A 26315-nucleotide genomic window follows, 5' to 3' on the forward strand; every position below is an offset into this window, starting at 1 on the left:
GCGCCCCGGCCAGCGCTTGGGTACAATTCCACGCTAATTTGATCGAGTATCAGGAACACTTACATGATCGCTTGCCTGCGGCTGTTCACTGCCCTCTGCCTCGCTGCCTTGCTGGCGGCCTGCGCCAGCTCCCCTTCCTCCAGCCTTGGCGAACTTCCACGGACCCCGGATGCCAGCATCGAGCAACTGCTCGAACAGGCTACCCAGGCCAAGACACCGGAAAAAGCCGCCCTGTTGCGCTTGAGCGCGGCAGACCTGGCTTACCGCCAGGGTAATGCCGGCCAGTCCGCGCAGATCCTGCAACAAGTGCCGATGGAGCAACTCAAGCCAGGCCAGCAGATCTTCGCCAGCACCCTGTCCGCTGAACTGGCGATGACTCGCAATCAGCCGAAAGCCGCGCTGACTGCCCTGAGCCATCCGAGCCTGCAGCATCTGAGCGAAATGCCGGAAGACCAGCAAGTGCGCACCGGCACCGTGCATGCCCGCGCGCTGGAAGCCGATGGCCAGACCCTGGCGGCCGCTCGCGAGCGCGTCTTCATCGCGCCAATGCTCAAAGGCGAAGCCGCGAGCAAGAACCACGAAGCAATCTGGACCCTGATCGCTTCGCTGCCAACCGATCAACTGCAACCCAATACCTCCGACGACCTCGGTGGCTGGATGGGCCTGGCCCTGGCAGTGAAAACCGCCGGCACCCTGGAGCAGCAGCAAGCCGCGATCGATACCTGGCGCGCACAAAACCCGAAACACCCGGCTGCTATCAACCTGCCGCTGCCCCTGACCAAACTCAAGGAGCTGGCCAGCCAGCCCCTGAGCAAAATCGCCCTGCTGCTGCCGCAAGACGGCCCACTGGCCTCGGTCGGCAAGGCCCTGCGTGAAGGCTTCATGGCGGCGCACTATCAAGCGCAACAGGCCGGCCAGAAGCCGCCCGCCATCGAGTTCTACGACAGCTCCAAGCTGACCTCGATGGACGAGTTCTACCGCAAGGCCCAGGCTGATGGCGTGCAACTGGTGGTCGGCCCGCTGGAGAAACCACTGGTCAAACAACTGAGCACTCGTCCGCAACTGCCGATCACCACCCTCGCATTGAACTACAGCGAAGGTGATCAAGGTCCGGCGCAACTGTTCCAGTTCGGCCTGGCGGCTGAAGACGAAGCCCGCGAAGTTTCGCGTCGTGCCCGCGCCGACGGCCTGCACCGCGCGGCGATCATGGTGCCGAAAGGCGAATGGGGCGACCGCGTACTGCGTGCGTTCAGCCAGGACTGGCAAGCCAACGGCGGCAGCATCGTCGCCACCGAGCGTGTCGATCAGCCAGTGCAACTGGCCCAGCAGATCGCCGACATGTTCCAGCTGCGTCAAAGTGAGGCCCGCGCCAAGAGCCTGCAGAATGCTGCCGGCACCAACGTAGCCGCACAGCCTTCGCGTCGTCAGGACATCGAGTTCATCTTCCTCGCCGCCACCCCGCAACAGGCGCAGCAGATCAAGCCGACCCTGAATTTCCAGTACGCGGGTGACGTTCCGGTATACGCGACTTCCCACGTCTACAGCGCCAGCGGCGATGTGAACCAGTACAACGACATGAACGGCGTGCGTTTCTGCGAAACCCCATGGCTGCTCGAAGCCAACGACCCGCTGCGCCAGCAAGTCACCGCACAGTGGCCACAAGCCGCCGGCAGTCTTGGTCGCCTGTACGCGATGGGCGTCGATGCCTACCGTCTGGCACCCCGCCTGGGTCAATTGAAAGCTCTGCCGGACAGCCGCATCGAAGGTCAGTCGGGCAGCCTGGGCATGACCCAGACCCAACGTGTAGTGCGGCAGTTGCCATGGGCGCAGTTCGTCAACGGTCAGGTTCAACGCCTGCCGGACACCCCGCGCTGATGCCCGACAGCTCGCACCTGCAAAGCGGTAAAGATGCCGAGCGCCAAGCGCTCGAGCATCTGCAACACCAGGGTCTGCGCCTGCTGGCGCAGAACTGGTCATGCAAACGGGGCGAGCTTGATCTGGTCATGCTTGATGGCGATACAGTAGTATTCGTCGAAGTCCGCTACAGAAAAAACACTCAATGGGGTGGCGCGCTCGCTAGCATCGATGAGCGCAAACGGCAAAAACTGATTTTCGCCGCACAGTATTTTCTTCAGCGCGAGTCACGCTGGGCCGATTCCCCTTGCCGCTTCGACGTGGTGGCCATCGACAGGCACCCGGATCAATTGAACTGGTTGCAGAATGCGTTCGATGGTTGATTCTCTGCACACCACCCCGGACACTTTCACCGACAATTTTTGCTCTTTGCTTTGCGGGCTGCACATTCACGTGCCGAACAGCCGCGCCACTTAAGGTCACACAGATGGACATGCAATCCCGAATTCGCCAGCTTTTCCAGGCCAGTATCGACACCAAGCAACAGGCGATGGACGTACTTGCACCGCACATCGAGCAAGCCAGCCAGATCATGGTCAACGCCCTGCTCAACGAAGGCAAAATGCTTTCGTGCGGCAACGGTGGCTCTGCCGGCGACGCCCAGCACTTCTCCTCGGAGCTGCTCAACCGCTTCGAACGCGAACGCCCGAGCCTGCCGGCCATTGCCCTGACCACCGACAGTTCGACGATCACCTCGATTGCCAACGACTACAGCTACAACGAAGTGTTCTCCAAGCAGATCCGCGCACTCGGGCAACCGGGCGACGTACTGCTGGCGATTTCGACCAGCGGTAACTCGGCGAACATTATTCAGGCGATCCAGGCCGCACATGATCGCGAAATGATTGTCGTAGCATTGACCGGACGCGATGGCGGCGGCATGGCGTCATTGCTATTGCCCGAGGACGTCGAGATTCGCGTACCGGCCAACGTCACTGCACGTATTCAGGAAGTCCACCTGCTGGCGATCCATTGCCTTTGCGATCTGATCGACAGCCAACTGTTCGGGAGTGAAGAATGACCCCTAATCGCCTTGGCCTGCTGGCCGTGACCCTGTGCCTGGCCATCAGCGGCTGCACCTCGGTGGTGAGCGCCAGTCGAGAAGCGCCAATTGATGATGACCGCGGTACCCGCACGATCGGCAGCAAGATCGATGACTCGCTGATCGAAACCAAAGTCGGCGTTAACGTGGCCAAGGTCGACCCAGGCCTGGACAAGGACTCGCATATTGTCGTCACCAGCTTCAACGGCGTGGTGCTGCTCGCCGGCCAGACGCCGCGCGAAGACCTCAAGGCCAAGGCCGAACAGGCCGCCGCCAACGTCCAGCGCGTGAAGACGGTGCACAACGAGCTGCAAGTGATTGCGCCGTCGAGCTTCCTCGCCCGCCAGAACGATGCCTGGCTGACCACCAAGATCAAGACCCAGATGCTGACCGATGCCAGCATTCCCGGCTCGCGCATCAAGGTCGTGACCGAGAATGGCATCGTCTATCTGCTGGGCCTGCTGACCAAGCAGGAAGCGCAACAGGCGACCAACCTGGTGCAGAGCGTTTCCGGTGTGCAGAAAATCGTGAAGCTGTTCGAATACATCGACTGAGGTGCACTTCTGTAGGAGCTGTCGAGTGAAACGAGGCTGCGATCTTTTGATCGTCAAAAACAAGATCAAAAGATCGCAGCCTTCGGCAGCTCCTACGTAATAAAAAAGGCGACCCTTTCGGATCGCCTTTTTTATTACTTCACCACTTTCAAACTTGGCCGACCGCTTGGGCGCGGCGGCTCGCTGTCCGGTGGCGGCAAGTCGTCATCGGGTTCGATATCGTCTTCGTCATCCATCGGCGACTCGAGATCGAAGACCATGCCCTGACCATTCTCCCGGGCATAGATACCCAGAATCGCACTGATCGGCACATACAGACTGTGCGGAACGCCACCAAAGCGACCCTCGAAGGTCACCACGTCGTTGTCCATGTGCAAGTGACGCACGGCGCTGGGCGAAATGTTCAGGACGATCTGCCCGTCACTGGCAAAACCCTGCGGCACCTGCACCGCCGGGTATTCGGAATTGACCAGCATGTGCGGGGTGCAATCGTTATCCACAATCCACTCGTAGAGCGCGCGGACCAGATAAGGTCGACTGGAGTTCATAGCGGCTCCTTAAGCCTTAGCGCATATCGCGTTCGACGCCAGACAGACTCGCCTGGAAAGCCTCACGCGCAAACTGGCGCTCCATATAATCAAGCAGCGGCTTGGCCGGCCGCGGCAGTTCAATACCCAGAATCGGCAAACGCCAGAGTATTGGCAATAGGCAGCAATCCACCAGACTTTGTTCCTCACTGAGGAAAAACGGCTTGTCGGCAAACAGCGGCGACACGCCCGTCAGGCTTTCACGCAATTCCTTGCGCGCCACGACACGCGCGGCCTCCTTGGTTTTCGGATCAAGAATCAGATCCACAAGACCACACCAGTCACGCTGAATACGGTGAATCAGCAGACGGCTGTTGGCACGCGCCACCGGATAAACCGGCATCAGTGGCGGATGCGGGTAACGCTCATCCAGATATTCCATCACCACGGTCGACTCCCACAACGCCAGGTCGCGATCGACCAGCGTCGGGAGACTGCCGTAAGGGTTCACCTCAATCAGTTTAGGCGGCTGGCGACCAGCTTCCACGTAAATGATTTCGGCGCTGACACCCTTCTCTGCAAGCACGATGCGCACTCGGTGGGAATAGTGGTCGGCGGGGTCGGAGTAACAGGCCAACCGATTGGTCACGCCCATGGCGATCCTCCTCGCTTGTTGAAATTATCGGAACCGGAAAAACGCGCGCGCCCAGAGGGCGCCTCACGCACTGCCTGGCGAACCAGGCGTTGCGTTTTCAGAGGCACCCTTGGGCGCGCGCGATTAACAGCAATGCTTGAAGCGTATCAGTGCACGTCTTTCCAGTATTCACGCTTGAGCAGATAGGCGAACACAAAGAAGAACGCCAGGTACAGCAAGACGTAAGTACCGATGCGCTGATGTTGCAGCTTAACCGGGTTAGCCGAGTAAGCCAGGAAGGTTACCAGATTCTTGACCTTCTCATCGAACTGCTCTTCGTTCAGAGCACCGGTTTTCGGCACGATGGTCAACTGATCGCACGCTTCATGCGTCAGCGGCGTACCGGTCAGCGGATCGTATTGCTTCTTGCCATCCTCGACGATCTGCACTTGCTTGCAGCCCACGACCTGGCGACCTTGCAGGCCGACCAGCACGTTAGGCATGCCGACGTTCGGGAAGACCTTGTTGTTCACGCCCCATGGGCGCGCAGGATCTTCGTAGAACGAGCGCAGATAACCGTAGAGCCAGTCGGTGCCACGCACGCGCGCCACCAGGGTCAGGTCCGGCGGTGCTGCACCGAACCAGGTCTTGGCGTCAGCCGGTTGCATACCGATGTTCATGTGGTCACCGATCTTGGCACCGGTGAAGACGAGTTTTTCCAGCATCATGTCATGCGGGATCCCCAGGTCATCGGCAACGCGCTCGTAACGCTGGAACTTGGCACTGTGGCAACCCATGCAGTAGTTGGCAAAGGTACGCGCACCATCCTGCAGGGCAGCCTTGTCGGAAACGTCGATGTCGACTTTTTCCAGATCCGGACCATGTTCGGCAGCAAAAGACAGCACAGGCAGAGCAGCAAAAATCAGAGCAAAAAATAACTTTTTCATCAGCCAGTCACCCTTTCCGGAACCGGTTTGGTCTTCTCGAGCCTGGTGTAGAAAGGCATCAGAATGAAGTAAGCGAAGTACAGAAAGGTGCAGACCTGCGAGATCAGCGTGCGCTCAGGCGTCGGAGCCAGAACACCGAGAATGCCGAGGATCACGAACGCGACGCAGAACACCAACAGCCAGACTTTGCTCATCCAGCCCTTGTAGCGCATCGATTTCACCGGACTGCGATCAAGCCACGGCAGCACGAACAGCAAGGCAATCGACGCCCCCATGGCGATAACGCCCATGAGCTTGTCCGGGATTGCCCGCAAGATTGCGTAGAACGGTGTGAAGTACCAGACCGGTGCAATGTGCTCTGGAGTCTTGAACGGGTTGGCTTGCTCGAAGTTTGGCTTTTCGAGGAAGTAGCCGCCCATTTCCGGGAAGAAGAACACAATGAAGCAGAAGATGAACAGGAACACCACTACGCCGACGATGTCTTTCACGGTGTAGTAAGGGTGGAAGGCGATGCCGTCCAGCGGGATGCCGTTTTCGTCTTTGTGCTTCTTGATGTCGACGCCATCAGGGTTGTTCGAGCCAACTTCGTGCAGCGCCAGAATGTGCAACACCACCAGACCGAGAATCACGATCGGCAGGGCCACGACGTGCAGGGCGAAGAAGCGGTTCAGGGTGATCCCGGAAATCAGGTAGTCACCACGAATCCACTGGGTCAGGTCGTTGCCGATGACCGGAATCGCACCGAACAGCGAGATGATCACCTGAGCACCCCAGTAGGACATCTGACCCCACGGCAGCAGATAACCCATGAAGGCTTCAGCCATCAGCGCCAGGTAGATCAGCATGCCGAACACCCACACCAGTTCACGGGGTTTCTGATACGAACCGTAGAGCAGGCCACGGAACATGTGCAGATAGACCACGATGAAAAACGCCGAAGCGCCGGTGGAGTGCAGCAGGCGCAGGATCGAGCCGTACTCGACGTCGCGCATGATGTATTCGACGGAAGCGAACGCCTCTTCTGCCGACGGCGTATAGCTCATCGTCAGCCAGACACCGGTGACGATCTGGTTGACCAGCACCAGCAGCGCCAGCGAGCCGAAGAAATAGAAGAAGTTGAAGTTTTTTGGCGCGTAATACTTGCTGAGATGGTCTTCCCACATTTTGGTCGCGGGGAAGCGCGCATCAACCCAATCCATGAACTTGCTCATCACGCTTTCTCCGTATCGACGCCAATGACAATCAGGTCATCGGTCTCATAGGAATGCGGGGGAACTGGCAGGTTCAAAGGCGCAGGTTGCGACTTGTAGACGCGGCCAGCCAGATCGTAGTGGGAACCGTGGCAAGGGCAGAAATAGCCACCGACCCAGTCTTTACCCAGATCCGCAGGTGCCACTTCGGGACGGAAGGTTGGTGAGCAACCCAGGTGAGTGCAGATACCGATCAGCAGCAGAATTTCCGGCTTGATCGAACGCACTTCAGGGTCGACATAGGTAGGTTGCGTGGAGTTTTTGGAAGTCGGATCGGAGAGCTGGCCCTCGATCTTCTTGAGATTCCCCAGGATTTCCGCAGTACGGCGGACAATGAACACCGGCTGGCCGCGCCACTCGGCAATCATCTGCTGTCCTGGCTCGATCTTGCTGACATTCACTTTCACCGGTGCACCGGCGGCTTTCGCCTTGGCACTGGGAAACCATGACCCCACGAACGGGACCGCAGCCCCCACCGCTCCTGCAGCACCCACCACGGATGTGGCTGCTACCAAGAAGCGACGCCGGCCTGCATTCACGCCGTCATTGCTCATTCAGTCCTCTCCCATCAGCTTTTGTGGCCTGTTAAATCAGGCATCTACTAAATAAATCAATGTTACTTATAAAAATTTTGCCGAGATGGTAATGAAAAGCCCCAATTCTGACAAGGGAATTACCCGGAGCTCCCACCCTCAAGCCTTGTAGTATAGGGGGTCTACGAATGTGGCAAGTTGTCACAGCGCAATTCTTTAATAAATCGCAGGCATAAAAAAACGCCCGGTTCCGTGAGGAATCGGGCGTTCTTTTTTGAACGTGGAAACGAATTAACGCTTCGAGTACTGCGGACGCTTACGCGCTTTACGCAGACCAACTTTCTTACGTTCAACTTCACGGGCGTCGCGAGTAACGAAGCCAGCTTTGCGCAGAGCGCTACGCAGGGTTTCGTCGTAGTCCATCAGAGCGCGAGTGATGCCGTGGCGGATTGCGCCAGCCTGACCACTTACACCACCGCCGATCACGGTGACGTAGATGTCGAATTTCTCGACAGTCTCGGTCAGCTCCAGCGGCTGACGAACTACCATGCGGGCAGTTTCGCGGCCGAAGAAGTTATCCAGCGAACGGTTGTTGATGGAGATGTTACCAGTACCCGGACGCAGGAAAACGCGTGCGGTTGCGGTCTTGCGACGGCCAGTGCCGTAATTTTGAGTCGCCGACATAATGAACTATTCCGTTAAATCTTCAGTTCTTGGGGCTGCTGAGCAGTATGAGGGTGTGCAGCGCCCGCATAGACTTTCAGCTTACGGTACATGTCGCGACCCAGTGGGTTTTTAGGCAGCATGCCTTTAACCGCGGTCTCGATCACGCGCTCAGGGGCTTTGGCGATCAGCTTTTCAAAGTTGATCGACTTGATGCCGCCCGGGAAACCGGAGTGGGAGTAGTACATTTTGTCAGTGGTTTTAGCGCCGGTAACACGGATCTGCTCGGCGTTGATTACGACGATGTAGTCGCCAGTGTCAACGTGAGGAGTGTATTCAGGCTTGTGCTTGCCACGCAGACGGCTCGCGATTTCGGTGGCCAGACGACCCAGGGTCTGACCAGCAGCGTCGACGACAAACCAGTCGCGCTTTACTGTTTCCGGTTTAGCAGTAAAAGTTTTCATTCTTTATAGCCTCAGGGGCCGCCTGTAAATAAGACGGCGGATCTTACTGAATAGTGCGTACTTTGACAAGTCAAAGGCAGCCGGATACAGACGCTTTCGGGGGCTCGGGTCGGCGCGTCCGTTCAACGGCAAGATTCTTCGGCGGCGGCGCATCACTTCCACTGCAGAAAGAGGTCGGCAATTATGCAGATTGCGAAAAATTTTTCAACCTGCTTTTATGATTGTTTTGCCCAAGGAGCACCCGATGGACTATCGCCAGCTAGGCCGGACCGACCTGAACGTGAGTGCAATCTGCCTCGGCACCATGACCTGGGGCGAGCAAAACACTGAAGCTGAAGCCTTCGCCCAGATCGAACGGGCCAAGGGAGCCGGGATCAATTTCATCGACACCGCCGAGATGTACCCGGTGCCGCCGAAAGCCGATACCTACGCCACCACCGAACGCTACATCGGCAATTACTTCAAAACTCGCGGCGACCGCGCCGACTGGATCCTCGCCAGCAAGATCGCCGGCCCCGGCAACACCATCGACTACATCCGCGACAAGAACCTGCGCCACAATCGCCAGCACATTACCGCTGCGGTGGATGCCAGCCTTGAGCGCCTGCAGACCGATTACATCGACCTCTACCAACTGCACTGGCCGGAGCGCAGCACCAATTTCTTCGGCCAGTTGGGTTACAAGCACAAGATCGAAGCCAACCTGACGCCGCTCGAAGACACCCTCGAAGCCCTCGACGAACAAGTGAAGGCCGGCAAGATCCGTCACATCGGCCTGTCCAACGAGACGCCGTGGGGCACCATGCGTTTTCTCGCCCTGGCCGAAGCCCGTGGCTGGCCGCGCGCGGTGTCGATCCAGAACCCGTACAACCTGCTCAACCGCAGCTTCGAAATCGGCCTGGCGGAAATCGCCATTCGCGAACAGTGCGGCCTGCTCGCGTACTCGCCGCTGGCGTTCGGCTTCCTGTCCGGCAAGTACGAAGGTGGCGCTCGCCCGCCGAAAGGCCGCCTGAGCCTCTACAGCCGCTTCAGCCGCTACTTCAACCCGCAGTCGGAAGCTGCTTGCAGCCGTTACGTGGCACTGGCCCGGGAACACGGTCTGGATCCGGCGCAGATGGCGCTGGCATTCGTCACCCAGCAACCGTTCGTCACCAGCAACATCATTGGTGCGACCACGCTGGAGCAACTGGACAGCAACATTGCCAGTTTTGATCTGAAACTTTCCGATGAAGTGCTGGCCGGGATTGAGGCGATTCACAAGGATCATCCGAATCCGGCGCCTTGATCGACCGCTAAAAGCTTCGCGAGCAAGCCCGCACCCACAAAGATCACTCCGTACCTGTGGGAGCGGGCTTGCTCGCGAAAGGGCCTGTCAATTCACTGCAAAACTCACAGCGAGCGCGCAATGATCTCCTTCATGATTTCATTGGTGCCGGCATAGATCCGCTGCACGCGCGCATCCGCCCACGCCCGGGCCACCGGGTATTCCCACATGAAGCCGTAGCCGCCATGCAACTGCACGCACTCGTCGAGCACCTTGCATTGCAGGTCGGTGCCCCAGTATTTGGCCATCGCTGCTGTCGGCACGTCGAGCTTGCCCTGCAGATGCAATTCCAGGCACTTGTCGACAAATACTCGACCGATCTGAATTTCCGTGGCCATTTCCGCCAGTTTGAAGCGGGTGTTCTGGAAGTCGGCAATCGCCTTGCCGAACGCCTTGCGATCACGGGTGTAATCGAGCGTCCATTTCAGCGCGGCTTCGGCTGAGGCCAGGCCACCAATCGCCACCGTAAGACGTTCCTGCGGCAATTCCTGCATCAGGTAGGCAAACCCTGCGCCGGCCTGACCCAGCAGGTTTTCTTTCGGTACGCGCACGTCCTGGAAGAACAATTCCGACGTGTCCTGAGCCTTCATTCCGACCTTCTCCAGGCGTTTGCCCTTCTCGAAGCCCGGCGTATTCGCTTCCACCACAAACAGGCTGGTGCCCTTGGCGCCGGCCTTTGGATCGGTCTTGGCGACCACGATCACCAAGTCAGCGAGGAAGCCGTTGGTGATGAAGGTCTTGGAACCGTTGATCACATACTCGTCGCCATCCAGCACTGCGGTGGTCTTGACTCCCTGCAGATCGGAACCGGCGCCCGGCTCAGTCATCGCAATCGCGCTGACCATCTCGCCCGAGACCAGTTTCGGCAGGTACTTGTGCTTCAGCGCTTCACTGCCGTAATGCAGGATGTACGGCGCAACGATGTCCGAATGCAGCGAGAAACCGATACCGGTCAGGCCGAGACGACCGACCTCTTCGATCACCACCGCGCTATACAAAAAGTCCGCGCCCAGGCCGCCATACTCCTCCGGCAGGTGCGAGCAAAGCATCCCCGCCTCTCCTGCCTTGTTCCACAAATTGCGGTCGATGTGGCCTTGTTTCTCCCATTGCGCATGGAACGGCACGGCCTCTTTTTCGAGGAAGGTTCGTACGCTGTCGCGGAACAATTCGTGCTCGGAGCTGAACAAGGTTCTGGGGATCATGCGGCACCTTTCATTCTTGTTGGAGGGATATGACCTTCAGAGACTAAGCCTCACCTCCGATACAGGACACTGGACACATCCGACAAAAAATAAGACGATCCAGCCGTCTGGTGACCACTTTCCCTTATAAAAACAAAACAAAAGTTGAATTATGTCCAAGCAAGTCTCCACGCCCTTGCGGCGCGTCAGCATCCTGGCAATCGACCGGGTTTTCGCCTCCACCCTCATGCAGGCCAAGGATTTTTTCCATCTGGCCAGCCTGCGTTACGGCAAACAACTGGGCCACGGCCTGACTCCGGCGTTCGAAACCCGCCTGGTCAGCCCCGACGGTAAACCGGTGAACAGTTTCAGTGACGTGATGATGCCGGTGGACGGCGCCCTGGAAAACGCCGACGTGATTATCCTCCCGGCGTTCTGGGACGATTTCGATACGCTTTGCGGCCGTTATCCGCAGATCCTGCCATGGCTGCGCGAGCAGCACGCCCGCGGCGCCGTATTGTGCGGCGAAGCCACCGGGGTGTTCTGGCTGGCCGAGGCCGGTCTGCTCAATGGCAAGGAAGCGACCACTTACTGGCGCTTCTTCAATGCCTTTGCCGAGCGCTTCCCCAAGGTGTACCTCAATCAGGACAAGCACCTGACCGACGCCGACAACCTGTATTGCGCCGGCGGCACCACCTCGGCCTGCGACCTCTATATTTACCTGATCGAACGCTTCTGTGGCGCCAACGTCGCCCAAGCCGTGGCCCGCGACATTCTGTATGAAGTGCAGCGCAGTTACTCGCCGGGACGTATCGGTTTCGGCGGCCAGAAGCTGCACCAGGACGTGATCATCCTGCAGATCCAGCACTGGCTCGAAGAGCACTTCGCCGACAAGTTTCGCTTCGAAGACGTGGCCCGCGAGCACGGCATGAGCATCCGCAACTTCATGCGCCGCTTCCAGACCGCCACCGGCGACAAACCGCTGCACTACCTGCAACGCCTGCGCATCGAGACCGCCAAGGGCTTGCTGTCCGGCAGCCGCAAGAGCATCAAGACCATCAGTTATGAGGTCGGCTACGACGATGCGAGCTTCTTTGCGCGGCTGTTCCGCCAGCATACGGAGCTGTCGCCAAACCAGTATCGGCAGCAGTTTCAGCAGGCTGCATAACTCCCTGCCCACGCACAAAACCACTGTGGGAGCGGGCTTGCTCGCGAAAGCGTACTTTCAGTTGGCATCTATTTAGCTGACACACCGCATTCGCGAGCAAGCCCGCTCCCACAGGGGTACTGCGTCGCATAAAAAAAGGCCTGCAATTGCAGGCCCTTTTTCTTTGCCGAAGCTGTTTAAGGCTTGTGCGCCCGCGACAGGAATTCGTGCGATTGCATCTCCAGCAGACGGCTGAGCGTACGCTGGAACTCGAACGTCAGGCGCCCGCCGGTGTACAAGTCTTTCAACTCGACTTCGGCAGAAATGATCAGCTTGACGTTACGGTCGTAGAACTCGTCGACCATGTTGATAAAGCGACGGGCGATGTCGTCGGTGGTGACGCTCATCTGCTCGACGCCACTGAGCAGCACGGCGTGGAAGATCTTGCCCAGCTCAATGTAATCGTTCTGGCTGCGCGGGCCGTCGCACAGTTCGCGGAAGTCGAACCAGGCCACGTCGTCGCAAGTGCGCAGGGCACGGATTTCGCGGTTCTCGATGATCAGCACATCGTTTTCCACCGCGGCGGTGCATTCCGGCGTGAGGGCCTTGAAGCTCTTGCGCAGGCTTTCGTGCGCCGCTTCGTCAAGCGGATAGTGGAACAGCTCCGCTTGTTCGAGGTGACGCAAACGGTAGTCGACGCCGCTGTCGACGTTGACGATTTCGGTGTTCTGCTTGATCAGCGCGATCGCCGGCAGGAAGCGCGCACGTTGCAGGCCATCCTTGTACAGACCGTCTGGAACGATGTTCGAGGTCGCGACCAGGGTCACGCCGTTCTTGAACAGCTCTTCCATCAGCGTGCCGAGGATCATCGCATCGGTGATGTCCGAGACGAAGAATTCATCGAAGCAGATCACTCGCGACTCGGTGGCGAAGCGCTTGGCGATGATGGTCAGCGGGTTTTTCTCGCCGCCGAGGGTTTTCATCTCTTCGTGCACACGCTTCATGAAGCGGTGGAAGTGAGTGCGGGTCTTTTCCTTGAACGGCAGCGCTTCAAAGAAGGTGTCGACCAGGTAAGTCTTGCCGCGGCCCACGCCGCCCCAGAAGTACAGACCCTTGACCGGCGTCTGATCCTTTTTGCCAAACAGCTTGCCCAGCAAACCCGGCTTGTTCTGCTCGGCCGCGATCAGATCGGCGTACAGGCGCTGCAGATGACGCACAGCAGTTTCCTGCGCGGCGTCATGGAAGAAGTCCGGGCGTTTCAGATCAGCTTGGTATCGTTCTAGGGGCGTCATAATTCGTTAGCAAGGCAACAAAAACGGGCCGTCACTGTAGCGACGGCCCGTAGGAATGGCAATCAGCCCTTGGTCGGGCCGCGCCGCGGATTAGTCCTGAACCGGGGTCAGCGCAACGCGCAGAGCCTCGATGGCCGCGTCCCGCGCAGCAGCATCGGCGAACGTCGGGCTGTCGCCAACGCACTCGCCTTCCAGCCACACGCTGAAGCTCAGGTCTTGATTGCGAATGTCCAGCGCCTGACCGGCCTGCAGTTGCTTGGTCACTTGGCCGGCGGTTTTGCCGTCGGCGAAGTTGCGCGACAGCAGCAGTTGCTCGCCATCAGCCGCCAGCAGACGGAAACGGAAGCTGCCGTCGTCTTCACGGAAGCTGACGAAACGTGCGGCTTTCGCGGCCTTCTTCTTGGTGGTCGCAGCAACTTGTACCTGATTGACGAAAGAACGCAGACCGACCGCTTCGCGCAGCTCGTTGAGGAACGGCGTCGCCACCGCACGGGCCTTTTTCGCGCCGTGTTGCAGGATGTCTTCCAGATCCGCCGGGCGCTCGATCAACTGGTGGTAACGCTCGCGGGACTCGCCCAGCTCGTTATCCAGCAACTGGAACAGACGGTTCTTCGCCTCGCCCCAGCCCAGACCACCGAGCAGTTCGCTACGGAACTCGTCAGCCTGCGCCGGTGTGGCGAACGCCTGAAACAGAGTGAACAGGTGCGAGTTGTCCGGATCTTTCGCCTCGCCCGGCGCCTTGGAGTCGGTGACGATCCGCGAGATCGCGTCCTTCATCTCTTTGGCGCTGGAGAACAGCGGGATGGTGTTGTCGTAGCTCTTCGACATCTTGCGCCCATCGAGGCCTGGCAACGTAGCCACGCTTTCCTCGATCAGCGCTTCGGGCATGGTGAAGAACTCCTTGCCCTGGCCGAAAAGATGGTTGAAGCGCTGACCGATGTCGCGGGCCATTTCCACGTGCTGAATCTGATCACGACCGACCGGCACCTTGTGCGCGTTGAACATCAGGATGTCCGCCGCCATCAGCACCGGATAGCTGTAGAGGCCCATGGTGATCCCGGCATCCGGGTCTTCACCGGTCTCGACGTTCTTGTCCACCGAGGCCTTGTAGGCGTGCGCACGGTTGAGCAGGCCCTTGGCCGCGACGCAGGTCAGCAGCCAGGTCAGCTCAGGGATTTCCGGGATGTCGGACTGGCGATAGAAGGTCACACGATCCACATCCAGGCCACCGGCCAGCCAGGTCGCGGCGATTTCCAGACGCGAGCGCTGGATGCGCAGCGGGTCATCGCATTTGATCAGGGCGTGGTAGTCGGCCAGGAAGTAGAACGAATCGGCATTGCTGTCGCGGCTGGCGAGGATCGCCGGGCGAATGGCGCCGGCGTAGTTGCCCAGGTGCGGCGTGCCGGTGGTGGTGATGCCGGTGAGGATACGGGTACGGTTCGTCATGGGTAATCGCTTGTCAGACTGCAATCAATTCGAGAGACGCGGCAGGATCAGATCCTTGAGATCGGTCAGCTTGCCATGAAAAAAGTGTCCGCATTCTGCCACTTTCAGCAGCTCATGGGGGCGCTGGAGTTTTGCCGACCAGTCGTAGACCAGTTGCGGGTCGATCACTTCGTCGGTTTCCGGCTGGATCACGGTCAGCTCGCCGTGCTGTGGCAGTTGATCCTGATCGCCCAGACGCATCACTGCTGGCGCGACCATGAACAGCTGCTTGAGCTGCACGCCTTCGGCTTCGAGACGACCGCCGAGACTTGCTGCAACAAATCCGCCGAAGGAAAAACCGAACAGGGTCAGCGGCAGATCCGGGTGTTTTTCCCGCAGCCAGGCGGCGGCGGCCTGAGCATCGTCGACTTCACCGCTGCCCATGTCGTGCGTACCTTCGCTGGCGCCAACGCCGCGATAGTTGAAGCGCAAGGTAATCAGACCGGCGTCGCGCGCGGTGCGCTGCAGGGTCGAGACGACCTTGTTGAGCATGGTGCCGCCCTGCACCGGGTTGGGATGGCAGATCAGCGCGATGCCGATTGGCTGCTCGTTATCCAGGTACAGCGCTTCAATCTGGCCGACTGGGCCAGCAATCACTACAGGGGTTTCACGCATCAGCAAGGAAGGAACTCCGTGACCTCGAATCGGGTCGACTCGTCTAGCAAATTGTCTGTGCCAATCTATTGCGAGTGAATCGCGGTATACAGCGCAGGTTCGAGCCGTTAACGTAAAGCAAAGCCGTTTATAGAGGAAGGACTCGTGGAACACTCGCTCTTAGTTTGGTTGTTACCGACTCTTGCCCTGGTTGTGGGTGTCGCCATTGGATTCCTGATCGCTCGCGTCGCACCGAATGCCGCGCCGAGCCGCACGCAGCGTCAACTGGATGATATCCAGGAGCGTTTCGACAGCTATCAAAACGAGGTGGTCACCCACTTCAACAGCACCGCGACGCTGGTCAAGAAGCTGACCCAGAGCTATCAGGAAGTGCAGGATCATCTCGCCGAGGGCGCCAACCGCCTGGCCCTGGACGAGCAGACCCGTCAACGCCTGATCGCCGCTTTGCACGCCGATGCCGCCCAGGCACCGCGCGAACGCCTGACGCCGCCGCGCGATCAGGAGCCGCCACGCGACTACGCGCCGAAAAACCCGAACTCGCCGGGCATGCTCGATGAGCACTATGGTTTGAAGAAATAATCGGGTTTCGCGCCCAACAAAAAGCCCCCGGACATTCGGTTGTCCAGGGGCTTTTTTGTATCTGATGATTTGATGGTGATTGGCCCGGCCCCTTCGCGAGCAAGCCCGCTCCCACAGGGTTATGTGTTGAACACAAATTCTGTGAACAACACCCATCCCTGTGGGAGCGGGCTTGCTCGCGAAAAGGCCAGCACGGGCGACCCAAAAAAATGCCCGGTCACAGGACTGGGCATTTCTTCACTCAAGCATTCACTTACGGATACTGCTGCACTGTGCCCGGCTGCGGCTGCGGCTGCTGCTGACCACCATACTGCTGACCCGGAATCGCTTTCAGATTGACCTCGACGCGGCGGTTCTGCGCACGGCCATTGACGTCGCCGTTGCTGGCAATCGGGTTATCCGGGCCGGCACCACGGGCGCTCAGGTTGGCACCGCTGACACCTTGCGACGTCAGGTAGGTCGCCACGCTCTGCGCACGACGCTGGGACAGGTCCATGTTGTGCTGGCGGCTGCCGGTACTGTCGGTGTAGCCGACGATTTCGATCTGGTTCTGGTTGAACTCTTTCAGCGAGTTCGCCAGGTTGTTCAGCGGCTGGTAGAAGCTTGGGGCGATGTTCGCCGAATCGGTGGCGAAGGTGATGTTGCCCGGCATGATCAGCTTGATCTGATCGCCCTGACGCTGCACTTCAACCCCGGTGTTGGCCATGCTGGCGCGCAATTTTTTCTCTTGCTGATCGGCGTAATAGCCGTAGCCGGCGGCCGAAGCACCGACGACAGCTGCGCCGATCAACGCGCCCTTGCCACGGTTGTTGTGGTCGATGGCAGCACCGGCCAAGGCACCGGCCAAAGCGCCGAGGCCGCCGTATTTGGCGGTCTTGCTCACACCGCCGCCATCGGCCTGGCCCTGATTGTCATACGGGTTGGGCGAGGCGCAGCCGGCCAACATGGCCACAGCGGTAGCAACAATAATCAAACGAGGCGTGGTGAACATGAAGAGCTCCTGGTTTTCGCATTCTGTGTGGCAGCGGCCCTAGGCAATAGACCTGTGCGGGCGTTGGATCATGACAATGCACAAAAATTCCGCTGCACACTCGTGACAAAATGTTTAGGCGCGCACGAACGGGTTTTCCCGCATTTCATCCCCAAGACGCGTATCCGGGCCATGCCCGGCAACCACGATTGCGTCTTCGTCGAGCGTGTACAGCCGCTGCTTGATTGATCGCACGATGGTCGCCTGATCGCCGCCCCACAAATCCGTGCGTCCTACGCCACGACGAAACAACGTGTCGCCGGCAATCAACAGCTTAGCCTCGGAAAACCAAAAGCTCATGGAACCGGGTGTATGTCCCGGCGTATGCAGCGCCACACCGCAGCCGCAAGCCAGTTCTTCATCGTCGCTCAACCAGCGATCCGGCGATGGCACCGGGGTGTACGGCACGCCGAACATCTGGCATTGCATCTCGAGGTTGTCCCACAGGAACTGATCCTCTTTGTGCAGATGCAGCGTTGCGCCGGTTCTCTCTTTCATCTGTCCGGAGGCGAGAAAATGATCAAGATGCGCATGAGTGTGGATAATGCTGACCACTTTCAGACCCAGTGCATCGAGGCGCGCCATGATCAGATCGGGATTGCCGCCCGGGTCGACGACGATGGCTTTTTTCGTCAGCGGATCGCCGATGATCGTGCAGTTGCACTGGAGCGGGCCGACGGGGAAGGTTTCGCGGATGAGCGCAGGTGCTGTAACAGTCATGAGGCAATCCTGTTCAATATTCGACGGCGGTGGAAACCGCTGATGCCGAAGATTTTACCGGCACTAGATCATTAACCCCAGCGCCTTGGCCCGCGCCACCGCCTGCGTACGCCGCTCAACCCCCAACTTGCTGTTGATATGGCTGGCATGGGTTTTCACGGTATGCAGCGAAATGAACAGCTGTTCGCTGATTTCCTGATTGGAACAGCCTTGAGCAATCAAGCGCAGCACCGCCAGCTCCCGGCTGCTGAGTTGTTCAGCAGCGGCGGACTCAACCACTGGCCGAGTCGCCACCAGCGGAAAATGCGCCAGTAACGGCTGTCCTGCCAGCGCTGGTGAGTTGTGCAATTGGCTGCGTAACCAGTCCGGATATTCTCTGATCAGCGCGTCAAACGGCTGTATCACGCCGCCCGCCGCTGCTTCCAGCGCCTGACTCAATGCCTTGCGCGCCTCCGGTTCGCGGCCGGTGCCCAGCAACAAGGCGACCTTCTGCGCCAGCGCCATGACACATAGCAACTGGCGTCCGGTTTGCTGACCGTTTTCCAGCAGCACGTTCAGTCGCCCTTCGGCGAGCATCGGCTGGCCTTTGATCACATCAAGCAACGCCTGCTGCAGTTCGACGTGCAGCGGCAACTGAGGATGAAATTCCGGTGGCGCCGCTGCACGCTCGCCGGTATAGGTCTGACCAAGACGCGCCAGCCATGCCTCGGCCAGATCGGTACGGCCCTGCGCCAGCCACAGTTCGCATTTGACCAGGGTGATCATCGCCAGATAGTAGATCGGCGGCACGTCCCAGATGTGCATCAGGCGCTCGGCTTCAGCGAGTTCGGCGAAGGCCTTGGCAAACTCGCCGGCGCTGCCGTCCAGACGGGCGATCACGCAGTGACCGATCAATACGCTGATATCGCGGCAGGCCCGCGCTTCGGCCAGACCGCTCAGCAATCGGGCCCGGGCCTGCTGCGGTTGCAGGCGCATCGACAGCAGAAAACCTTCATACAGCGTCAGCCGCGCACGCACCGCGTACAGACGTTGCGCCGACAGCCCGCGCAGACGATCAAGCCCCTGGTGCACTTCATCGAGCGCACGCAGGATTTCTCCGCGCGACTGCAACACCCGCGCACGATCGTAATGCGCCAGCGCTTCAAACAACGGGTTGCCGACCCGCTGCGCCAGCTCAAGCGACTCGCGATTCAGGCCCCGCGCACGCCACAGGTCACCGTCGGCAATCGCCAGGTTGGACAGGGTCGACAGGCACATCAGGCGCTGCCCGTAGCGCTTGGCCGGCAGGCTTTCCAGCGCTTCGCTGCAATACTCGATGGTCTGCTCGCGATGGCCTCGCCCGCGGGCGATGATGCCCTTGAGCGCCAGCCATTGGGCCAACATCGATTTCTGTGCGGTGGCCGAAGGTGCCGGCAGAAAACGGCTGAGATGACTGGCGAGTTCTTCGGCCGCATCAAGCTGACAGGCCAGCCCCAGCGCCCAGCTGTACAGCACGATCAAGCGTGGCGTGCTGATCAGCAGGCTGTCGGGCAAGTCCATTTTCCAGCGCAGCAGCATGCCGACGTTCTGCTCGGCGAGCAGTTGTTCCTCGGACAGGTTCTGCACCAGATTGGCCGCCACATCCAGATGCCCGGCGCGCAAGGCCTGTTCGACCGCTTCGTCGAGCAGGCCTTGCGCATTGAACCAGCGACAGGCGCGCAGGTGTAACGTCGCGGCGGGCACCAACGGTCGAGCAACGGGCCGGCTGCGCAGCAGATCGGAAAACAAATGGTGATAGCGATACCAGTGACCGTGTTCGTCCAACGGCACCAGAAACACTTGATGAGCCAACAGAAACCGCAGAATTTCGGCGCTGTCGTGGGCTTCGCGCACCGCGTCGCATAGCTCGCTGCAAAAGCGCTCCTGAGGAGCGGTGTCGTAGAGAAACGCCTGCACCTCGGCGGGCAGGCAGTCGATGACTTCTTCCAGCAGGTAGTCGCGGATCAGCCCTTCCCCGCCGTTCAGCGCTTGCGGCAACGCGGCCTCGCTACCGGCTTCGGATGCCGCCAGCAACCAGAAACGCAGCCCGGCCACCCACCCCTCGCTGCGCTGGATCAGGTTTTCCAGCGCCTCGCCACGCAATGAACTGCTGTGTCGGTCGAGCAGTGTCAGCGCCTCATCGTGGGTCAGGCGCAGATCCTGTTCATGCAGTTCCAGCAGTTGCCGCGACAGGCGCAGGCGCGCCAGATGCCAGTCAGGGCGCTGGCGACTGGTGACCATGACCAGCAAGCCGTCAGGCAAATGATTGAGGAAAAACTGCAGGCAACGATCGAGCACCGGCCCTTGGGCGAGATGGTAATCATCGAGCACCAGCAGCAACGGCGCGGTGGGTTGCAGTTGCAGCGCCAACTCGTCGAGCAAGCCGTCGAGCCATTCTTCGAACGCAAACGGCTGATGGCGCTGACGCATCTTCAACAGGCCGAGCGCGCGACTGCCCAGATCCGGAAAGTAGTCCTGCAGCCCTTCCAGCAAGCGCTCGAGAAAGCGCCCCGGATCGTTATCCCGCGGGCTCAATCCCAGCCACAGGCTTTGCCAGTGCGCTGGCAGGCTTTGACAGAACTCCACCGCCAGCGAGCTCTTGCCGAAGCCGGCGGGGGCGCAAACCAGCAACAGACGTCCACCGAGCCCGGCGCTCAGGCGTTCACACAGACGCGGTCGCAACACATAGCCGTCGGGCAGTGGCGGACGAAAAAAACGTCCGTCCAGTGTCGCGACGGCAACGCTTGCAGGACCCGGAAGCGGGGACAGATCAGTCATGGCCGGCTCTTGTTTGAATGGCTGTTGGCGGCGTAGCAGATGTCCGCAGCCTAGCCTTAAACGTAGCGGTTATGAAGGTTGCTGCTACAAATGGCTACAAAAAGGTTCAGCCAATTACGCCGGGCAAAAAAACGCCCCGAACCAGTCGGGGCGTTTTTTCGAGGATGCGGCCTCGGGTCAAAGCTTAGCGGATACCGTCCTGGCCCAGGTTGCCTGGCTGGAATTCGCTCTTGGTGGCAGAGAACCCGAAGTCATACGCCTGCTTCTCTTCGTTCTTCATGCCCAGCGCCAGGTAGCGGCCCGATTGCAGGTCGTACAGGGCTTCCAGCGCGTACCACGGCACTTGCTTGTCGTAGTAGTCCTCGGCATGCGCCTCGGCCACACGCCACAGCTGACCGCGACCGTCGTAGTGGTCGATGACCGCTGCCTGCCAGGTGTCTTCGTCGATGTAGAAGTCACGTTTGGCATAGATATGGCGCTGACCCGGTTTCAGGGTGGCGACCACGTGCCAGACACGACGCAACTCGTAACGGGTCAGGTCCTGGTTGATGTGACCGGCCTTGATGATGTCGGTGTACTTCAGGTTTGGCGAATCGATCTTGTAGCTGTTGGAGGCAATATAGATCTCTTTCTTGCCATCCAGCGCCCAGTCGTAGCGATCCGGTGCACCGTTGTACATGTCGAGGTTGTCGGAAGTACGCAGACCGTCCGCCGCAGTACCCGGGCCGTCATAGGACACTTGCGGTGCCTGACGGACACGGCGCTGGCCAGTGGCATAGACCCAGGCCTTGCGCGGTTCTTTCACCTGATCGAGGGTTTCGTGCACCAGCAGCACGGTACCGGCCAGACGTGCCGGCGCAGTCACTTTCTGCTTGAAGTAGAACAGGATGTTGCCAGGGTTGGCCGGATCGTAGTCCTTCATCTTGTCGCGGAACACGAACTGGTCCTGGAAGTACACCAGGCTGAACGAGCCGTTGGTTTGCGGAGTTGCCTGGGTCACCAGACGGGTCACGCTGCCACCGCGATAGCGAGTGATGTGATTCCAGATCACCTCCAGACCGCTTTTAGGAATCGGGAACGGCACGGCGGTGTCGAAGTTTTCCAGACCGTTGCCGCCGGCGACCAGATTGGTGGTCGTGGCGTTCTTCTTGATCGCGGCGAATACATCATCCGGCACGGTCGAACCGCGATGGGACGGATACACCGGCATCTTGAAGGTGTCCGGGTAACGTTTGAACATCGCGTACTGGCCCGGAGCAAGCTTGGCCTTGTACTGCTCGACGTTCTGCGCGGTGATGGTAAACAGTGGTTTTTCACCGGCGTACGGGTCTGACAGGAAGCCCTTGCTGTCGACCGTGCCGGCATTCTTCGGCAGCGGTTTCCAGGCCGGGATCGAACCGTCGGCGTTGCCGGCCATTTCGGCGCCCATCGGCGTCAGGCTTTTGCCGAGCTTGTCGGCTTCGGCAGCAGGCACTGCCGCCATGACGCCGGTCGCCAGCAGCGAAAGCCCCAGAACACCCGCGTGGAACAGACTCTTTGTTATTTTCATATGTGTGTTCGTCCTGAAAAAACTGTGCTTAGAAGTTCACGCCAACGCTGAGTGCAACGAAGTCGCGATCATCCACCGTGCTGTAGCGACCACCAAAGAAGTTGGTGTAGTTCAGACTCGCGGTGTAGGTGTTCTGATATTCGGCATCCAGCCCGAGGCTGACGGCCTTGCGACCTTCCTCGAAGTTGCCGCCAGGGCCAGGCGAGTAACCTTTGACGTCATGGGACCAGGCCACGTTCGGCTTGAGGTTCACGCCGGCGAACACGTCGCTGTAATCCCAGATTGCCCGACCGCGATAGCCCCACGAGGTCGCGGTGGTGAAACCGTCGTTGTTGCAGTTGCTGGCCACGTTGCTGTTCGAAGCCCCGGCCCCCGCGCCATTGATGGTCGAGGTGTTGAGGATTTGCGAGCAGGTGTTGAGGCCGCCAGTCGACGGCAGTTCACCCGGACCGAACACCGGATCACGGCCGTAACGGGCTTCGGATTTGCTTTCCAGACCACCAACGTGGGTCACGCCGACTTCACCTACCAGGGTCAGACGGTTGGCGCCCATCACCTGATCGAAGAAGTGCGTCAGGGTGGTTTGCAGTTGGGTGATTTCCTTGCGGTTGTAACCGTGCAGATCCTGGCCCGGCACGCCGTTGAGGATCGACGCATTGGTCAACGCGCCACCCAGCGGACGTACGCCGGCGAACAGAATGTCGGTGGAGTTCAGTTGCACCGGCGCATTCGGCCGGTAGCTGACCTCACCGCTCCACGCCGTACCGGTGGGCAGGGTGGTGGAGAAGCTCAGACCGTAGAGGCGGATGTCTTCAGGGTATTCGATGAAGTAGTTCGAGTTGCCTGCGACTACCAGTGGCCCCAGCGCCTGGAACGGCCCCGGCAATGCCGCCACGCCGTTATAGATCGACTGTGGCGCACCGGTGGCGCTGAAGATCGGCGCACGGCTGTGGTAGTTCATGAAGTAGGCGCCGAACTCGGTGGCCAGCGGGTCGAACATGTACTTGGCGGACACACCCCATTGCCCGCTGTCACGCGCGTTGCGGTTAGGCGAACGGCGCACCAGCACACCTTCTTCGTTGACGTCGACGCCAGCGTTGGCCAACGGCCCGAGCGCAATACCCGGAATGGTCGAACGCTTGTTCAGCACCCTCAGGTTGTCGTCGCAACCAGTGGTAACGATGTCCGGCTGCGAGAAGAACGTGCCGCAGTTGTCGGTGACGGTCTTCTGCCAGTCGATCTGGTAGAAACCTTCGGCCGACAGGTTCTCGGTGAGACTCTGGGACACGTAGAACATGTTGACCGGAATCAGGCCTTCCTTGATTTCGGCGCCCGGACGGCGGAACGCGGACACGTCGATCGGGTTGATCGAGTTGATGCCGCCGCCGATGAAGGTACTTTCACCCCAGTTCACCACCTGCTTGCCCAGACGCACCGAACCCGGCTCATCGGCAATCGAGTAGTTGTGGTAGACGAAGGCGTCGAGGATCTGCCCGCCGGAAGAACGCGCTGCGACGTCGCGGTTGTGGTTGCTGACGTCCTTGTATTCCAGGTCCTGATTCTGCAGCGCGAAGTCGTACCAGTATTTGCCCCGGACGAAGACCCCGGTATCGCCGTATTTCAGTTCGAGGTCATGGATGCCCTTGAAGATCTTCGAGAAGGCTTGCCCGCTCTTGAAGTTCAAGTGACCGTCGTCGGAGGTCTGGGACAAGCCCTTGCCGCCGTTGTTGACACCAATAAGATCCTTGTTCGGCTGCTGGGTCGAAACACTCATGCCCAGGGAGAGCGAGGAGTCGAACTGACCTTCGATTTCACCGACGTTGAAACTGACGCCGAATGCGGGCCCGGCGAGCGTAGAGGCAAGACTGACGGCCAGAGGCAGTTTAGCCCGGCGCCAGAACTGGTTTACTGATGTCATCGACGCTACTCCATGTGCATTATTGTTATGGCAGTGAGTACTTTTAAAAACGCCTGGAAGACCGGGAGCCAGTAGCCATCCGACGTCACTCCAAAATTGCATCGCCCCGTTTGTGCGTGTGCCCCGTTCTTAAAAATCCTTGAGCGGACTATAGCCAGCAGGTGCTACTGCTTGATCCCTCTAAAGTGTGATTTGCAGCTGCCGGCCACTCTGGAACAGTCCTTTCGCCAGTCCGACAGATGTCGGCCCGGCAAGGATGGCTGATTTTTTCGATTTCACAAGCCAAGCGCTTGCTTGGTGGGTCTGGCGCGCCGTTTTCGGCGCGCCAGCAGACGCTCAGAGCGTCGAGAGGAAGGTGCTGTTGTTGGCCTGCCATTCGGTGATGTCGAGGCGGATGCGCTTCTTGTCGAGCTTGCCGACACTGGTCTTGGGAATTTCCGTAACAAGGGCGATCTGGCTTGGAATCGCCCACTTGCTCAGGTGCCCCAATTCCACGAACGGCTTGAGGTGTTCCTTGAGCTCGCGCGCACCGATCTCGTGCCCTTCGCGGATCACCAGCAAGGCAAACGGCCGCTCGCCCCACTGCGGATCAGCAATCCCCACCACGGCTACTTCACGCACCGCCACATGACGGCTGATCAGGTCTTCGAGGTCCAGCGAAGAGATCCACTCGCCACCGGTCTTGATCACGTCCTTGATCCGATCGCGGATGTCGATCACGCCCATGCTGTCGAGCGTTGCCACGTCCCCGGTGTGCAGCCAGCCACCGGCCCAGAGTTCGGCGCCCTTCTGTGGTTCGTTGAAATAGCCTTCGGTCAGCCACGGCGCGCGCAGCACCAGTTCGCCCTGAGTCTCGCCGTCGGCGGGGAGGAAGTTGCCGTCACCATCGACGATCGCCGCTTCCACCAGCGGCCCCGGCACACCGGCCTTGATCCGGTAAGTGGTGCGCTCATCTTCGGTGCCGGCCATGAGTTCGTCGTTCAGATGCGCACACGAGACCAATGGCCCGGTCTCGGACATGCCGTACGCCGCCGTGAGCTGAATGCCTCGGGCCTTGGCGGTCTCATACAGCGTGCGATTGAGCGCACTGCCACCGATGACAATCTTCCAGCCACCGAAATCGGTGCCTTGCGCGCCTTTGGCGTTGAGCAGCATTTGCAGGATGGTCGGCACGCAGTGGGAGAACGTGACCTTCTCCTTGCGCCACAGCTCGACCAGAAACTCCGGATCGTAACGCCCCGGGTAAACCTGTTTGAGCCCGAGCATGGTCGCCACGTACGGCAGGCCCCAGGCATGCACATGGAACATCGGAGTGATCGGCATGTACACATCGTTGGTGCCGAGCAGGCGCACGCTGTCGATCGCGCCCATGATCGTCGACACGCCCATGGTGTGCAGCACCAGTTGCCGATGGGTGAAGTACACACCTTTCGGGTTACCGGTGGTGCCAGTGGTGTAGAAGGTGGTGGCGACCGAGTTCTCGTCGAAGTCCTGGAAATCGTACTGCGGGCTCGCAGCGGCCAGCAGTTGCTCGTACTCGCCGACCAGATTCGGCAGCTCGGCGGTCTTTTCCGGCAGATCGGTCAGCAGCAGGGTTTTCTGCACCGTGGTCAGGTGCGGCGCGATGGTCTGATACAGACCGACGAACTCGCTGTTGACCAGCACGAAGCGATCCTCGGCGTGGTTCATGGTGTAGAGGATCTGTTCCGGCGACAGGCGCACGTTGATCGTGTGGATCACCGCGCCGATCATCGGGATGGCAAACATGCATTCGAGGTAGCGATGGCTGTCCCAGTCCATCACCGCCACGGTGTCACCCGCCTTCACCCCCGCCGCCGTCAACACATTGGCCAGCTGCGCAACCCGCTCGATCAGGGTCGGATAGCTGTAACGCAACTGGTCTCGGTAAATGATCTCGCGGGTTTTCTCGTAACGGGCGCCGGACATCAGCAGCCGTTTGATCAGCAATGGATACTGGTAGGCCCCATCGGCCGGGGGAATGACGCGAGTCTGCAACATATGAATCCCTTTTCTGGCTGCACGGTGTTGGCGTAGAGAGCGTTACTCTAGAGCCGTTATACCCCAGTCAAATCAGCCGAAGGAATGATTTGCACAGCCGTACAAATGCTAGCTTTGAGCCAGCATTTGCCG

At 59.6% G+C, this 26315-nt stretch carries 24 protein-coding genes; 7 read left to right on the plus strand and 17 right to left on the minus strand.

Annotation, left to right across the window (positions count from 1 at the left end; translation table 11 throughout):
* The first annotated feature begins 63 nt into the window (after positions 1-63).
* The 4 genes from NTD85_RS22700 to NTD85_RS22715 all read left to right on the plus strand — a co-directional run bounded on the left by NTD85_RS22700 (position 64) and on the right by NTD85_RS22715 (position 3510).
* A complete protein-coding gene (locus NTD85_RS22700) occupies positions 64-1875 on the plus strand; it encodes a penicillin-binding protein activator (protein ID WP_262143272.1) in 1812 nt (603 codons plus the stop codon).
* Positions 1875-2237, plus strand: coding sequence for a YraN family protein (locus tag NTD85_RS22705; RefSeq protein WP_025109296.1), 363 nt, complete (start codon positions 1875-1877; stop codon positions 2235-2237). Before NTD85_RS22700 ends, NTD85_RS22705 begins: the two co-directional genes overlap by 1 nt.
* Positions 2238-2341: 104 nt before the next feature.
* Positions 2342-2935 (plus strand): phosphoheptose isomerase, encoded by a 594-nt coding sequence (locus NTD85_RS22710; RefSeq protein ID WP_003228045.1) that lies wholly within the window; start codon positions 2342-2344, stop codon positions 2933-2935.
* Entirely contained in the window at positions 2932-3510 is a 579-nt protein-coding gene (locus NTD85_RS22715) for a BON domain-containing protein (RefSeq protein ID WP_262143273.1), read from the plus strand. Before NTD85_RS22710 ends, NTD85_RS22715 begins: the two co-directional genes overlap by 4 nt.
* 134 nt (positions 3511-3644) lie before the next feature.
* Here the strand turns inward: NTD85_RS22715 and NTD85_RS22720 are convergent, their stop codons facing one another.
* From NTD85_RS22720 to rplM, 7 genes are all read right to left on the minus strand, one after another.
* Positions 3645-4058 (minus strand): ClpXP protease specificity-enhancing factor, encoded by a 414-nt coding sequence (locus tag NTD85_RS22720; protein ID WP_003228047.1) that lies wholly within the window; start codon positions 4056-4058, stop codon positions 3645-3647.
* Positions 4059-4074: 16 nt separating this feature from the next.
* The gene (locus NTD85_RS22725; RefSeq protein ID WP_003228048.1) at positions 4075-4692 is read right to left on the minus strand and encodes a glutathione S-transferase N-terminal domain-containing protein; all 618 of its coding nucleotides are present in this window, start codon (positions 4690-4692) and stop codon (positions 4075-4077) included.
* Between the two features lie 146 nt (positions 4693-4838).
* Positions 4839-5618: a cytochrome c1 gene (locus tag NTD85_RS22730; protein ID WP_003228049.1), complete on the minus strand. Its 780-nt coding sequence runs from the start codon at positions 5616-5618 to the stop codon at positions 4839-4841.
* On the minus strand, positions 5618-6829 hold the full coding sequence (locus tag NTD85_RS22735) for a cytochrome b (protein ID WP_003228050.1): 1212 nt from the start codon (positions 6827-6829) through the stop codon (positions 5618-5620). Before NTD85_RS22735 ends, NTD85_RS22730 begins: the two co-directional genes overlap by 1 nt.
* A complete protein-coding gene (gene petA / locus NTD85_RS22740; RefSeq protein ID WP_003228055.1) occupies positions 6829-7422 on the minus strand; it encodes a ubiquinol-cytochrome c reductase iron-sulfur subunit in 594 nt (197 codons plus the stop codon). Before petA ends, NTD85_RS22735 begins: the two co-directional genes overlap by 1 nt.
* A 270-nt stretch (positions 7423-7692) precedes the next feature.
* Entirely contained in the window at positions 7693-8085 is a 393-nt protein-coding gene (gene rpsI / locus NTD85_RS22745) for a 30S ribosomal protein S9 (RefSeq protein WP_003228056.1), read from the minus strand.
* 14 nt (positions 8086-8099) lie between these two features.
* Entirely contained in the window at positions 8100-8528 is a 429-nt protein-coding gene (gene rplM / locus NTD85_RS22750) for a 50S ribosomal protein L13 (RefSeq protein ID WP_003228062.1), read from the minus strand.
* 244 nt (positions 8529-8772) lie between these two features.
* On the opposite strand from rplM, the gene NTD85_RS22755 reads away from it, so the two are divergent.
* Entirely contained in the window at positions 8773-9813 is a 1041-nt protein-coding gene (locus NTD85_RS22755; protein ID WP_262143274.1) for an NADP(H)-dependent aldo-keto reductase, read from the plus strand.
* 104 nt (positions 9814-9917) lie between these two features.
* Here NTD85_RS22755 and NTD85_RS22760 read toward each other — a convergent pair whose 3' ends face one another.
* Entirely contained in the window at positions 9918-11054 is a 1137-nt protein-coding gene (locus NTD85_RS22760) for an acyl-CoA dehydrogenase family protein (protein ID WP_262143275.1), read from the minus strand.
* Positions 11055-11304: 250 nt separating this feature from the next.
* On the opposite strand from NTD85_RS22760, the gene NTD85_RS22765 reads away from it, so the two are divergent.
* Positions 11305-12201, plus strand: a complete 897-nt coding sequence (locus NTD85_RS22765; protein ID WP_177434775.1) for a GlxA family transcriptional regulator — start codon at positions 11305-11307, stop codon at positions 12199-12201.
* Positions 12202-12377: 176 nt separating this feature from the next.
* On the opposite strand, the gene zapE is transcribed toward NTD85_RS22765, so the two are convergent.
* The 3 genes from zapE to NTD85_RS22780 form a co-directional block, all read right to left on the minus strand.
* Positions 12378-13472: a cell division protein ZapE gene (gene zapE, locus NTD85_RS22770; RefSeq protein ID WP_262143276.1), complete on the minus strand. Its 1095-nt coding sequence runs from the start codon at positions 13470-13472 to the stop codon at positions 12378-12380.
* A gap of 90 nt (positions 13473-13562) precedes the next feature.
* Positions 13563-14918 (minus strand): tryptophan--tRNA ligase, encoded by a 1356-nt coding sequence (locus NTD85_RS22775; protein WP_262143277.1) that lies wholly within the window; start codon positions 14916-14918, stop codon positions 13563-13565.
* Positions 14919-14942: 24 nt separating this feature from the next.
* Positions 14943-15572, minus strand: a complete 630-nt coding sequence (locus NTD85_RS22780; RefSeq protein ID WP_262143289.1) for an alpha/beta hydrolase — start codon at positions 15570-15572, stop codon at positions 14943-14945.
* Positions 15573-15716: 144 nt separating this feature from the next.
* Here NTD85_RS22780 and NTD85_RS22785 point away from each other — a divergent pair, with 144 nt between their 5' ends.
* A complete protein-coding gene (locus tag NTD85_RS22785; RefSeq protein ID WP_262143278.1) occupies positions 15717-16151 on the plus strand; it encodes a YhcB family protein in 435 nt (144 codons plus the stop codon).
* Positions 16152-16404: 253 nt separating this feature from the next.
* On the opposite strand, the gene NTD85_RS22790 is transcribed toward NTD85_RS22785, so the two are convergent.
* The 6 genes from NTD85_RS22790 to NTD85_RS22815 form a co-directional block, all read right to left on the minus strand.
* The gene (locus NTD85_RS22790) at positions 16405-17142 is read right to left on the minus strand and encodes an OmpA family protein (protein WP_262143279.1); all 738 of its coding nucleotides are present in this window, start codon (positions 17140-17142) and stop codon (positions 16405-16407) included.
* A 114-nt stretch (positions 17143-17256) separates the two neighbouring features.
* Positions 17257-17901: an MBL fold metallo-hydrolase gene (locus tag NTD85_RS22795; RefSeq protein WP_262143280.1), complete on the minus strand. Its 645-nt coding sequence runs from the start codon at positions 17899-17901 to the stop codon at positions 17257-17259.
* Positions 17902-17964: 63 nt separating this feature from the next.
* On the minus strand, positions 17965-20697 hold the full coding sequence (locus NTD85_RS22800; RefSeq protein ID WP_262143281.1) for a LuxR C-terminal-related transcriptional regulator: 2733 nt from the start codon (positions 20695-20697) through the stop codon (positions 17965-17967).
* A 184-nt stretch (positions 20698-20881) separates the two neighbouring features.
* Positions 20882-22246 (minus strand): DUF1329 domain-containing protein, encoded by a 1365-nt coding sequence (locus tag NTD85_RS22805; protein WP_262143282.1) that lies wholly within the window; start codon positions 22244-22246, stop codon positions 20882-20884.
* Between the two features lie 28 nt (positions 22247-22274).
* The gene (locus tag NTD85_RS22810) at positions 22275-24164 is read right to left on the minus strand and encodes a DUF1302 domain-containing protein (protein ID WP_262143283.1); all 1890 of its coding nucleotides are present in this window, start codon (positions 24162-24164) and stop codon (positions 22275-22277) included.
* Between the two features lie 336 nt (positions 24165-24500).
* Positions 24501-26183 (minus strand): fatty acid--CoA ligase, encoded by a 1683-nt coding sequence (locus NTD85_RS22815; RefSeq protein WP_262143284.1) that lies wholly within the window; start codon positions 26181-26183, stop codon positions 24501-24503.
* Between the last annotated feature and the right edge of the window lie 132 nt (positions 26184-26315).

The organism is Pseudomonas sp. 13B_3.2_Bac1, assembly GCF_025466205.1.
Lineage (GTDB): Bacteria > Pseudomonadota > Gammaproteobacteria > Pseudomonadales > Pseudomonadaceae > Aquipseudomonas > Aquipseudomonas fluorescens_H.

Excerpts from the sequence above, each read along its gene's own strand:
- NTD85_RS22700 (WP_262143272.1), top strand. The coding sequence starts at position 64 with ATGATCGCTTGCCTGCGGCTGTTCACTGCCCTCTGCCTCGCTGCCTTG.
- NTD85_RS22705 (WP_025109296.1), top strand. The coding sequence starts at position 1,875 with ATGCCCGACAGCTCGCACCTGCAAAGCGGTAAAGATGCCGAGCGCCAA.
- NTD85_RS22710 (WP_003228045.1), top strand. The coding sequence starts at position 2,342 with ATGGACATGCAATCCCGAATTCGCCAGCTTTTCCAGGCCAGTATCGAC.
- NTD85_RS22715 (WP_262143273.1), top strand. The coding sequence starts at position 2,932 with ATGACCCCTAATCGCCTTGGCCTGCTGGCCGTGACCCTGTGCCTGGCC.
- NTD85_RS22720 (WP_003228047.1), bottom strand. The coding sequence starts at position 4,058 with ATGAACTCCAGTCGACCTTATCTGGTCCGCGCGCTCTACGAGTGGATT.
- NTD85_RS22725 (WP_003228048.1), bottom strand. The coding sequence starts at position 4,692 with ATGGGCGTGACCAATCGGTTGGCCTGTTACTCCGACCCCGCCGACCAC.
- NTD85_RS22730 (WP_003228049.1), bottom strand. The coding sequence starts at position 5,618 with ATGAAAAAGTTATTTTTTGCTCTGATTTTTGCTGCTCTGCCTGTGCTG.
- NTD85_RS22735 (WP_003228050.1), bottom strand. The coding sequence starts at position 6,829 with ATGAGCAAGTTCATGGATTGGGTTGATGCGCGCTTCCCCGCGACCAAA.
- petA (WP_003228055.1), bottom strand. The coding sequence starts at position 7,422 with ATGAGCAATGACGGCGTGAATGCAGGCCGGCGTCGCTTCTTGGTAGCA.
- rpsI (WP_003228056.1), bottom strand. The coding sequence starts at position 8,085 with ATGTCGGCGACTCAAAATTACGGCACTGGCCGTCGCAAGACCGCAACC.
- rplM (WP_003228062.1), bottom strand. The coding sequence starts at position 8,528 with ATGAAAACTTTTACTGCTAAACCGGAAACAGTAAAGCGCGACTGGTTT.
- NTD85_RS22755 (WP_262143274.1), top strand. The coding sequence starts at position 8,773 with ATGGACTATCGCCAGCTAGGCCGGACCGACCTGAACGTGAGTGCAATC.
- NTD85_RS22760 (WP_262143275.1), bottom strand. The coding sequence starts at position 11,054 with ATGATCCCCAGAACCTTGTTCAGCTCCGAGCACGAATTGTTCCGCGAC.
- zapE (WP_262143276.1), bottom strand. The coding sequence starts at position 13,472 with ATGACGCCCCTAGAACGATACCAAGCTGATCTGAAACGCCCGGACTTC.
- NTD85_RS22775 (WP_262143277.1), bottom strand. The coding sequence starts at position 14,918 with ATGACGAACCGTACCCGTATCCTCACCGGCATCACCACCACCGGCACG.
- NTD85_RS22780 (WP_262143289.1), bottom strand. The coding sequence starts at position 15,572 with ATGCGTGAAACCCCTGTAGTGATTGCTGGCCCAGTCGGCCAGATTGAA.
- NTD85_RS22790 (WP_262143279.1), bottom strand. The coding sequence starts at position 17,142 with ATGTTCACCACGCCTCGTTTGATTATTGTTGCTACCGCTGTGGCCATG.
- NTD85_RS22795 (WP_262143280.1), bottom strand. The coding sequence starts at position 17,901 with ATGACTGTTACAGCACCTGCGCTCATCCGCGAAACCTTCCCCGTCGGC.
- NTD85_RS22800 (WP_262143281.1), bottom strand. The coding sequence starts at position 20,697 with ATGACTGATCTGTCCCCGCTTCCGGGTCCTGCAAGCGTTGCCGTCGCG.
- NTD85_RS22805 (WP_262143282.1), bottom strand. The coding sequence starts at position 22,246 with ATGAAAATAACAAAGAGTCTGTTCCACGCGGGTGTTCTGGGGCTTTCG.
- NTD85_RS22810 (WP_262143283.1), bottom strand. The coding sequence starts at position 24,164 with ATGACATCAGTAAACCAGTTCTGGCGCCGGGCTAAACTGCCTCTGGCC.
- NTD85_RS22815 (WP_262143284.1), bottom strand. The coding sequence starts at position 26,183 with ATGTTGCAGACTCGCGTCATTCCCCCGGCCGATGGGGCCTACCAGTAT.